At 56.5% G+C, this 9,328-nt stretch carries 9 protein-coding genes and 1 tRNA gene; 9 read left to right on the plus strand and 1 reads right to left on the minus strand.

Going from position 1 to position 9,328, the window contains the following annotated elements; genetic code table 11:
* The first annotated feature begins 33 nt into the window (after positions 1-33).
* The 5 genes from rpsD to MAIT1_RS18165 all read left to right on the plus strand — a co-directional run bounded on the left by rpsD (position 34) and on the right by MAIT1_RS18165 (position 5,195).
* The gene (gene rpsD / locus MAIT1_RS18145; protein WP_085445327.1) at positions 34-660 is read left to right on the plus strand and encodes a 30S ribosomal protein S4; all 627 of its coding nucleotides are present in this window, start codon (positions 34-36) and stop codon (positions 658-660) included.
* Between the two features lie 46 nt (positions 661-706).
* The gene (locus MAIT1_RS18150; protein ID WP_085445328.1) at positions 707-1,729 is read left to right on the plus strand and encodes a DNA-directed RNA polymerase subunit alpha; all 1,023 of its coding nucleotides are present in this window, start codon (positions 707-709) and stop codon (positions 1,727-1,729) included.
* Between the two features lie 12 nt (positions 1,730-1,741).
* Positions 1,742-2,104: a 50S ribosomal protein L17 gene (rplQ, locus tag MAIT1_RS18155; RefSeq protein ID WP_085445329.1), complete on the plus strand. Its 363-nt coding sequence runs from the start codon at positions 1,742-1,744 to the stop codon at positions 2,102-2,104.
* Positions 2,105-2,468: 364 nt separating this feature from the next.
* A complete protein-coding gene (locus MAIT1_RS18160) occupies positions 2,469-4,301 on the plus strand; it encodes a methyl-accepting chemotaxis protein (RefSeq protein ID WP_158089603.1) in 1,833 nt (610 codons plus the stop codon).
* 24 nt (positions 4,302-4,325) lie between these two features.
* Entirely contained in the window at positions 4,326-5,195 is an 870-nt protein-coding gene (locus MAIT1_RS18165; protein WP_085445331.1) for a methyl-accepting chemotaxis protein, read from the plus strand.
* 104 nt (positions 5,196-5,299) lie between these two features.
* Here MAIT1_RS18165 and MAIT1_RS18170 read toward each other — a convergent pair.
* Positions 5,300-5,375, minus strand: a tRNA-Phe gene (locus MAIT1_RS18170).
* Positions 5,376-5,547: 172 nt separating this feature from the next.
* Here MAIT1_RS18170 and MAIT1_RS18175 point away from each other — a divergent pair.
* The 4 genes from MAIT1_RS18175 (at position 5,548) to MAIT1_RS18190 (ending at position 9,320) form a co-directional block, all read left to right on the plus strand.
* Positions 5,548-6,453 carry a 50S ribosomal protein L11 methyltransferase gene (locus MAIT1_RS18175; protein ID WP_158089604.1) on the plus strand — a complete coding sequence of 302 codons (906 nt, stop codon included), beginning with the start codon at positions 5,548-5,550 and terminating at the stop codon, positions 6,451-6,453.
* Between the two features lie 127 nt (positions 6,454-6,580).
* Entirely contained in the window at positions 6,581-7,633 is a 1,053-nt protein-coding gene (mtnA, locus tag MAIT1_RS18180) for an S-methyl-5-thioribose-1-phosphate isomerase (RefSeq protein ID WP_085445333.1), read from the plus strand.
* Positions 7,634-7,754: 121 nt separating this feature from the next.
* Complete coding sequence (locus MAIT1_RS18185) at positions 7,755-8,507, plus strand: motility protein A (RefSeq protein WP_085445334.1); 753 nt, start codon at positions 7,755-7,757, stop codon at positions 8,505-8,507.
* 30 nt (positions 8,508-8,537) lie between these two features.
* Complete coding sequence (locus MAIT1_RS18190; RefSeq protein WP_085445335.1) at positions 8,538-9,320, plus strand: OmpA/MotB family protein; 783 nt, start codon at positions 8,538-8,540, stop codon at positions 9,318-9,320.
* Positions 9,321-9,328 lie beyond the last annotated feature (8 nt).

Consider the following 9,328-nt stretch of genomic DNA (forward strand, 5'->3'; position numbering starts at 1 on the left):
GCGCCCATCGATCGTTACAGGAGCAGAATTGCAATGGCTCGTTATTTGGACTCGAAGTGCCGGATCTGCCGGCGTGAAGGAACCAAGCTCTTCCTGAAGGGCGAAAAGTGCTTCTCCGACAAGTGCGCCATCGAAAAGCGCAACTATGCGCCCGGTCAGCATGGCCAGCGTCGTCGTAAAGTCTCTGACTACGGCGTGCACCTGCGTGAGAAGCAGAAGGTGAAGAAGACCTACGGTCTGCAAGAGAAGCAGTTCCGTAACTACTTTGAAAAAGCCGAACGCATGAAGGGCGTAACCGGCGAGAACCTGCTGCAATTGCTTGAGCGTCGTCTCGACAACGTGGTCTATCGCATGGGCATCGCCGCCTCGCGCACTGAAGCGCGTCAGGTTGTGGGTCACAAGCATGTCAGCGTGAACGGCAAGCCGGTGAATATTCCGTCCTACCTGGTCAAACCGGGCGACGTGGTGGCCGTGCGTGACGGCGCTAAAGAGCACCTGCGCATCAAAGGCGCCCTGGACGCCGCCAGCCGTCGCGGCTTCCCCTCCTGGGTGGAAGTGGATGCTGGCAAGCAGTCAGGCGTGTTCCAATCGGTTCCAGATCGGTCCGATCTGCCGTCCGATATCAATGAGAACCTGATCGTCGAATTGTATTCGAAGTAATCCGTTCACAACGCTGTTGTTGCTGGCGCCGACGCAAGGGGATGTTATGTATCGGAACTGGACTGAGCTAATCAAGCCGCGCAGCATTGAGTTGAGCGGAGAAGAAAACGAAATTCAGCGCAAGGCCGTGTTGGTGGCCGAACCTCTGGAACGCGGGTTTGGCAATACCTTGGGCAACGCGATGCGTCGCATCCTGTTGTCATCACTGCAAGGCGCCGCCATCACCTCCGTACGCATCGAAGGCGTGTTGCATGAGTTTTCCAGCGTGCCTGGCGTGCTGGAGGATGTGACCGACATCATCCTCAATCTCAAAGGGCTCGCCATTAAAATGGAAGCCCAGGGGCCCAAAGAGTTGACTCTGAAGGCTGAGGGTGAGGGGTCTGTCACTGCCGCGGCTATCGAGCAGATTGCCGGCGTGGAGATCCTGAATCCGGATCTCCACATTGCGACGCTGAACAAGTCCGGCAAGCTGGACATCACCATGACGGTGAACACCGGCAAGGGGTATGTTCGGGCTCGGCAGAGCAAGGAAGACGAGCAGGTCAACATCGGTGATATCCCGGTGGACGCCAGCTTCAATCCGGTCAAGAACGTCTCTTACCGCGTGGAGAATGCGCGTGTCGGGCAACAGACGGACTATGACAAATTGATCATGAATATCGAGACCAACGGCGTGGTCTCTCCTGAAGACGCCTTGGCGCTGGCCGCCAAGATCATGCAGGATCAGCTCAATCCGTTCATCAACTTCGATGATATTCCTGTACAGGAGATCATGGAGGAGGATAAGGGACCCCAGTGGAACCCGAATCTGTTCCGCAAAGTGGACGAATTGGAGTTGTCGGTGCGTTCGGCCAACTGCCTGAAGAATGACGATATCGTCTTCATCGGCGATCTGGTGCAGAAGACCGAAGCGGAGATGCTCAAAACGCCCAATTTTGGCCGGAAATCTCTCAATGAGATCAAAGAGGTCTTGGAAGAGATGGGTCTCTCTTTGGGTATGAGCCTGGATGCTTGGCCGCCGACCAACATCGAGGAGCTCTCCAAGCAGTTCGAAGACGATAGCTTCTGAGGAATCTGAGCAATGAGACATAGAAAAGCCGGGCGTAAATTCAATCGCGACTCCGCCCATCGCAAAGCGATGTTTCGCAACATGCTGACCAGCTTGCTGGAGCATGAGCGTATCGAAACCACTGTTCCCCGCGCGAAAGAACTCAAGCCGCAGGTTGATCGCATGATCACCCTGGGCAAGCGTGGAGATCTGCATGCCCGTCGTCAAGCGCTATCGGTTCTGCGCGACAAGGCTGTCGTTCATAAGCTGTTTGATGACTTGGCTGCGCGCAACGCCAACCGCAATGGCGGTTACAGCCGAGTGCTGAAAACCCGCAATCGTTTCGGTGATTGCGCGCCCATGGCTTTCATTGAGCTTGTGGAGCGGGCGGGCTAAACAAAACGCCATGTAGAGTTGATTTAAAAGGCGCTGAGATTTTCTCAGCGCCTTTTTTTTGTGTGAGCCTTGGTAATGGCGCGGAGATAAGGCACCGACCTGCAGGGGTGGATTTGGATATAATCCCTTAGCAAAGTTTGTTCTGGGAGCGAAGTGTGAGCTCCTTTCAGAGCTGGTAAATACCCCCTATTTATGACAGATTGATCCCTGGTTTCCCCCCTCTCTGTTTTCCCCTTAGCGTATTCGCCTCATGCCGCCGTGACTGTGTCGGGGGTGAGTTGATGCGCAGGCATTTGCTTGGCGCAGGCCATATTGACCTGATGTCTGATCCTCTGCGCCAATATTCAAAGAAGGGATGGGACCAATGCATCTGCTCAACAACCTGAATTTGCGTGCGAAGCTCTTGCTGATGTTGGTGTTCTCCTTAGCGGGCTTGATTGGCTTTTCCGCGACAGGAATTTTGGATCGGATGCAGCTCAGTCAGAATATGCAGCGCATGGAGGAGCTGGCAGAACTCTCGGTGCTGATCAGCGCGCTGGTGCACGAGACGCAAAAAGAGCGGGGGATGACGGCGGGCTTCCTCGGGAGTAAGGGGCAAAAATTCTCCAAAGAGTTGCCTGAGCAACGAAAACTGAGCAGTGATCGTGCGCAGCAGCTACAGAGCTATATCGCTTCCATGCAACTGTCCGAACAGGGCGGTGGTTTTGTGAATAAATTGAACGAAGCGCAAAATCTATGGGCTGGTGTCAACAGCATCCGTCAAAGGGTCTCCGCGCAGGAGATCGTTGCGGCGGAGGCTATTGGTTACTATACCCGGATGAACGCCGCGTTCCTGGATACGGTTGGCTTTGTCGGCCATTTTTCCGAAGGCGCTGAACTCGCCAACCTCTCTGCCAGCTATGTCAATTTTCTGCTGGGGAAGGAGCGTGCTGGGATTGAGCGCGCTGTGCTGAGTAACACCTTCGCGCTGGATAAATTCGGTCCCGGAATGGCGCGGAAATTTGGTTCGCTGGTCACTCAGCAGGATACCTATTTTCGCGTGTTTAAAGGGTTGGCTTCTGCAAAGAATCTCGACGTGTTTAATCGCACGTTAGCCGGAGAGGCTGTGGATGAGGTCGAGCGCATGCGTGGCGTGGCGTTCGATAGGATGTCCTCAGGTAATTTTGGCATTGAGCCAACCTATTGGTTCAAGACCATAACGCAAAAGATTAACCTTCTGAAAAAAATTGAAGACGAGCTGTCTGCTGATCTTATAGAGCGTGCAGCCGAGTTACATGCCAGCGCCATCTCCGGTTTGGCGCTCTATATTTCGCTGACCCTCGCGCTCACGGCATTGTCCCTGTTCACTGCTGTCGTCTTCACGCATAACATTACCCGATCATTACGCAAGATCAGTCAGTTTGCCGAACACCTCTCCTCTGGCGATCTTGGACAGACGATTGATGTGCGTCAAAATGACGAAATTGGCCGTTTGGCACATCTGCTCAACCACATGCGCGATAATCTGGAAGCCAATGTTCGGCTCATTTCTCTGCAAGCCAAGACCTTAGACGCCATTATCTCTGAGCAAAACCGTCTGAACCGGATCATGGTGGATGCATCGCAAACCAACCATTCCATGTCTGAACAGGTGATCAAAGAGAATGATTATATTGATGGCGAAGTGATGATGTTGGATGGGAAGTTGTCTGAGCAGAGCGAGAATGTGATTCGGCTTGATCAGATCTCTGGCGATTTGGCCAATAATGTCCACTCCATCGCCGCCGCTGCTGAACAGGCCAGCCAAAATGTCAATACCATGGCCTCTGCCGCAGAGGAGATGAATGCGAATATCGATCAGGTCACGCAGAATCTGAGTTCGGTCGGCGCGTCCATCGATGCAGTGGTTTCCGCGGTGGAGGCGATGCAGACGCTCTCACGTGATGCGCAAAAACAGGTAGCGCAGGCAGAGGAGACATCAACAGAGGCCGTTGTAAAAGCGGATTCCACCATTGAGGTGATGCAGCAGCTCTCGGTCTCTACGCAGGAAATTGGTAATGTGGTCAAACTGATTAAGAGCATTGCAGACCAAACCAACATGCTGGCGCTCAACGCATCCATTGAAGCGGCTGGCGCCGGAGAGGCGGGCAAAGGTTTTGCTGTTGTGGCCAACGAAGTGAAAGAGCTCGCCAGTCAAACGGCGGAGGCCACCACCTAGATTAACGCCAATATTTCGCAAATTGTGGATCATGCGACCCATGCGGCGCAATCCACCAATGAGGTAGGCGAATCCATTAAAGCGCTGCGGAGCGTAAATAACGCCATTTTACAGGTGATCGCGGAGCAGTCCGAAGGGGTGGATGAGATCTCCCAAGCCATCAAGACCGTGGATCAGGCCAACCAGGAGGTGACGCGCAATACGGAACAGATGGCTGCAGGCGCGCAGGAGGTTGCGCGCGCAGCCAGCGAGGCGGCTGTTGGCACGCAGGAGATTGCTTCGTCCGCTTCAACGGTCTCTGCAGGCGCGCAGGATGTGGCGCAGGAGAGCTCACAGGTGAAGGAGAAGCTGCAGCAGGTGCGCGAATTCGCCAGTGAGGTGAGCCTGGCCTCAGCAAAGGTGCAGAAGTCCATGATCGACCTGATGGTCTCCTCTTACAAGCTCGATGGGATTGTGGGCGGCGCCAGTATGTTGTTGGAAGCCACCGCAGCCGCTTCCGATAGCCTTAAGCGTGCGGAGGAGGGGTTTAGCGTGGGGCAACCCTTGTTCGATATTGGCGCGGTCAAGCAGAGCCATTTGGCGTGGATGGAGCAGTTGATCAATATTGTTCGCGGCAATGACGCGGTGCCTGAAGAGGTCATCGAAGATGAACGCAGCTGCGCGTTTGGCAAATGGTATTTGGAGGTCGCCGGGGAATGGGCAGCGGATTCGCTGTTTCAAGAGATCGGTGTGGCGCACAAGCAGGTGCACGATCAAGGCAAAGAGATCGTGCAGATGGCCCTGGCCGCCGACAAGCACGCAGACGTGGAATTCAGTATGGTGAAATTCAATGCGATGCGCGTGAAATTGTTCACGCTTTTGGATGAGTTCTATCTGCGCAATATGACGTATTGAACAGGGCTTATGTCTGGTGACGGACGTCAATGCTGTTGCCAGACAGAGCGGTAAAACAGGCATAAAAAAAGCCACTCTAGCGAGTGGCTTTTTTGTTTTCAAATTGGTGCCCAGGGACAGAGTCGAACTGCCGACACGCGGATTTTCAATCCGCTGCTCTACCAACTGAGCTACCTGGGCGCACCAAATTTTCCGTCCTTCAAGACGCTTGGAAACTGAAGGCGTTTTGGCTTAGAATCGCCTGCTTCATCCGTGTTGGACTGGGATGTCATCTCCAAGGCGTTCAGGTTATAGCTGTGCGGCGCTCTGGTGTCAACGGCAAAGTGATCAGGGTGGAAAAAAAGGGGGAATTATGTGGACGCTGCATGTGGAGACTGGCCCGCAATGGGAGAGCGTGGTGTCGGATTGGATGGAGGAGGCGGGCTCCGCCGGGGTCTCTGTCGTGGATATCGGCGATGAGCCTGCTCTGCATGGACAGCCGACATTCGCCCAGTGTCGTGTGAGTGGATATTTTGATGATGCGGCTAACCGCGCCGCCCTGGAAGCTGGCCTGTCAGTGCGTCTTGCCTCAGCTGGCGCCGATGTGTTGCCAGCGATGCAATGGGAGCAGTTGGTTGAACAGGATTGGCAAAATGCTTGGAAGGAGCACTTCCAGCCAATTGAAATCGGCGTTTCGCTTCTGATCCAACCCACCTGGCTACCCATGGATGGCGCAGGCCAGCGTCAGGTGGTGCTGATTGATCCAGAGATGGCGTTTGGCAGTGGCGGGCACGAGACCACGGCAGGCTGTCTACAGCGCGTCGACCTGCTGGCGCAAGAGAAGGGGCTGGGGCGCGTATTGGATATGGGGGTGGGCTCCGGCATACTGGCGATCTCTGCGCTGAAGCTGGGCGCTCAGTCGGCGCTTGGGGTCGATCTTGACCCTGTTGCAGTGGAGACCAGCGCGCGCAATGCCGAGCTTAACGGCGTGGCGGAGAGTTACACGGCGCAGTTGGGGGACACGCCGCCAACAGGCGAGGCGTATGATCTGGTGTTCGCCAATATTCTTGCCGAGCCGCTGCTGGCGATGTTGCAAACCGACGATAACGGGGCGGCGCCGTTGGCGGCGTGCGTGGCGCCGGGCGGTTACTTGATCCTCTCGGGGATGTTGCGTGAACAGGCTGACGCTCTGTCTTACGCGTGTGAGCAGTGCGGGCTGACGGTGGAGCCGATCGCGTATTATGGAGACTGGGCGGTGGTGACTGCGCGGCGGGATTAATGCCCCGGACGGTTTCGCCCACGACAGAGCTATAGTAAAGTTACCCCCCGCGACGACGCATGGGCGACCGCAAGCGTTGCGCGCAAATCACCAGACGCCACCCAATCCAAAGGCAGGGAAACGCGATATGAGCATTTTTGACACCGCAGTTTGGCACGATGGCCGCGTGCGCATGATGGACCAACGCCTGTTGCCCGACCAGGAGGTCTATCTGGAGTACGAGAGCGCCGCTGCGGTGGCTGATGGCATCCGCGATATGGTGGTGCGCGGCGCACCGGCAATTGGTTGCGCAGCCGCATACGGTTTTGCTGTGGAAGCCAAACGTTTGGCTGCCGATGGAAACCCGAGCGATTGGCGCGCGGCGCTGGAGCCGGGGATCAAAATCCTGCGGGAGTGCCGCCCTACGGCGGTCAACCTGATGTGGGCCATCGATCGTATGTGGGGTGTGGTTGACGCTGCGCAGCCGGGTGATGATTTGCCCGCCAAGCTGCTGGCGGAGGCCCACGCCATTCGTGATGAGGATATCGACTCCTGCAAAACCATGGGACGCAACGGTGCGGCGCAACTGCCGCAATTCCCCGATCGTCCCACGGTGGTGATGACTCATTGCAACGCCGGCGCGTTGGCCACGGGCGGCTATGGCACGGCGCTGGGCGTCATCCGCGCGGCGGTGGAGGCGGGTCAAAACATTCAAGTAATCGCCAATGAGACCCGACCTTATCTACAGGGCGCGCGTCTCACCGCGTGGGAGTTGATTGAAGATAATGTGGACACCACCCTGGTGACCGACAACATGGCCGGGCATCTGATGAGCCGGGGCGAAGTGGATGCGGTGGTGGTGGGCACCGACCGCGTGGCCGCCAACGGCGATGTGGCCAATAAAATTGGCACCTATACTCTGGCGGTGTTGGCCAAGCGTCATAATATTCCGTTCTTTGTGGCCGGTCCACTCTCCACCATCGACCGCAATTGCCCTGATGGCGCGCACATCCCCATTGAGGAGCGTGATGCCGAAGAGGTGACGCACTTCCGTGGTCAGCGTACAGCGGCGCTGAAGGTGAAAGTGCGCAATCCGGCGTTCGATGTCACGCCAGCTGAGTTGGTGACTGCGTTGGTGACAGAGAAGGGGGTGGTGACGGCCCCGACACGTGAAAAGATCGCCAAGCTTTTTGAGTCGTGATCGCTGAATGGTAAAAGGTTGGTCTGATTATTGCTCACTGAATGGCGCGGCATCTATAACCGTCAGCGCCATGACGGCGCCATCGCAATCGTCAGCGGCACATTGAAAAGGGTGCATAAAGATGGATCTGGCAACCGTAATAGGCATCGTTTTGGGATTCGGCCTGATCCTGATGGCGATCATGCTGGGTGGGGAACTGGGCATGTTCATCAACGTGCCGAGTCTGCTGATCGTGATCGGCGGCACCATTGCCGCCATGTTCATCAAACACAAGATGAGCGACGTGTTCGGCTCCGTCGGCATCATGATGAAGGCGTTCCTGGTCAAGCAGGAGAATCCCGACCAGGTGATCGGTCAGTTGATCGACATGGCCAACATCGCGCGTAAGGATGGCATCCTGGCGCTGGAGAAGGTCAAGTCCGACGACCCCTTCCTGCAGGGCGCGGTGAACCACTGTGTGGACGGCGCCGATCCGGAATTCCTCGAAGGGGTGCTCAACAAGGACCTGGAGTATCTGGCCGATCGCCACGCCAAAGGCATCGCCATCTGGGAAGGCATCGGCGAAACCGCCCCGGCCTTCGGTATGATCGGCACCCTGATCGGTCTGGTGCAGATGCTCGCCACCATGGACGACCCATCCTCCATCGGTCCGGCCATGGCCGTGGCGCTGCTCACCACGCTGTATGGCTCCATTTTCGCCAACGTGATCGCCATTCCCATCGCGGTGAAACTGGACATGTACAGTAAAGATGAGCAGATGACCCGCCAAATTATCATCGACGGCATGATCGGCATCCAGAAAGGGGTCAACCCGCGGATGCTGCAAGAGGCCCTCAAAGCCGCGCTGCCGCCCAGCATGCGTGACGGCGAATAAGTCTGAAGCGCGCGGAAAGGCGACACGGCGATGGGCAAGAAATGTCCCAAGTGTAAGAAAGGCGCGCCCGGCTGGATGGTGACCTTTGGCGATCTCATGTCGCTGCTGCTCACCTTCTTCGTGCTGTTGCTCTCCTTTGCGCAGATGGAGATCGTTAAGTTTGAGAAAGTGGCCGGGGCGATTCAAAACGCCTTTGGAGTGCAGCAGACCACGGTGGTTAACTCCAATCCCACCAGTCAAACGTTTATTGCGCCCAACTTTCACAATGAAATCGTATTGGTGAAGTTGGTGGAGCGCTTGGATCGCCTGCTTGAAGGGATGATCCAAGATGGCAATGCAGGCATCGGCAAGACCGATGAGGGGGTGCTGGTGCGGTTGTCGGCAGACGCCCTGTTCCATCGGGGCTCGGCGCAACTCCTGCCCGCCGCCGACGCGGTGTTGTTCCAATTGGGTGAGACGCTTAACGACGACGAAGACACCAAGCGCAATAAAATCTATATCACCGGGCATACCGACGATAGCCGACCGGCTGGCGGCGCCTATGTGGATAACTGGGCGCTTTCCGGCGCTCAGGCGGCCTCGGTGGCGGCTTACCTGACCTTGCAGGCGCAGATGGACCCCTTGCGTTTTGAGACCCGCGCCATGGGGCAGGAGAAACCCATTGACGATAACGCCACAGCGGTGGGGCGTCTGGCCAATCGTCGGCTGGATATCCTGATATCCAAAGAGCCCATGCCCACCCGCATGAATGATAATCTTGAGCCGCTGGTCGAACAGCCGCGCGACGCCTACAACCCCAACACGCCGGGTTGATCGGGAGC

Origin of the sequence: Magnetofaba australis IT-1 (assembly GCF_002109495.1) — a bacterium.
GTDB classification, from domain to species: domain Bacteria; phylum Pseudomonadota; class Magnetococcia; order Magnetococcales; family Magnetococcaceae; genus Magnetofaba; species Magnetofaba australis.

Bases quoted from the DNA above. Each gene is read 5' to 3' on its own strand.
- rpsD (WP_085445327.1), top strand. From the start codon at position 34: ATGGCTCGTTATTTGGACTCGAAGTGCCGGATCTGCCGGCGTGAAGGA.
- MAIT1_RS18150 (WP_085445328.1), top strand. From the start codon at position 707: ATGTATCGGAACTGGACTGAGCTAATCAAGCCGCGCAGCATTGAGTTG.
- rplQ (WP_085445329.1), top strand. From the start codon at position 1,742: ATGAGACATAGAAAAGCCGGGCGTAAATTCAATCGCGACTCCGCCCAT.
- MAIT1_RS18160 (WP_158089603.1), top strand. From the start codon at position 2,469: ATGCATCTGCTCAACAACCTGAATTTGCGTGCGAAGCTCTTGCTGATG.
- MAIT1_RS18175 (WP_158089604.1), top strand. From the start codon at position 5,548: ATGTGGACGCTGCATGTGGAGACTGGCCCGCAATGGGAGAGCGTGGTG.
- mtnA (WP_085445333.1), top strand. From the start codon at position 6,581: ATGAGCATTTTTGACACCGCAGTTTGGCACGATGGCCGCGTGCGCATG.
- MAIT1_RS18185 (WP_085445334.1), top strand. From the start codon at position 7,755: ATGGATCTGGCAACCGTAATAGGCATCGTTTTGGGATTCGGCCTGATC.
- MAIT1_RS18190 (WP_085445335.1), top strand. From the start codon at position 8,538: ATGGGCAAGAAATGTCCCAAGTGTAAGAAAGGCGCGCCCGGCTGGATG.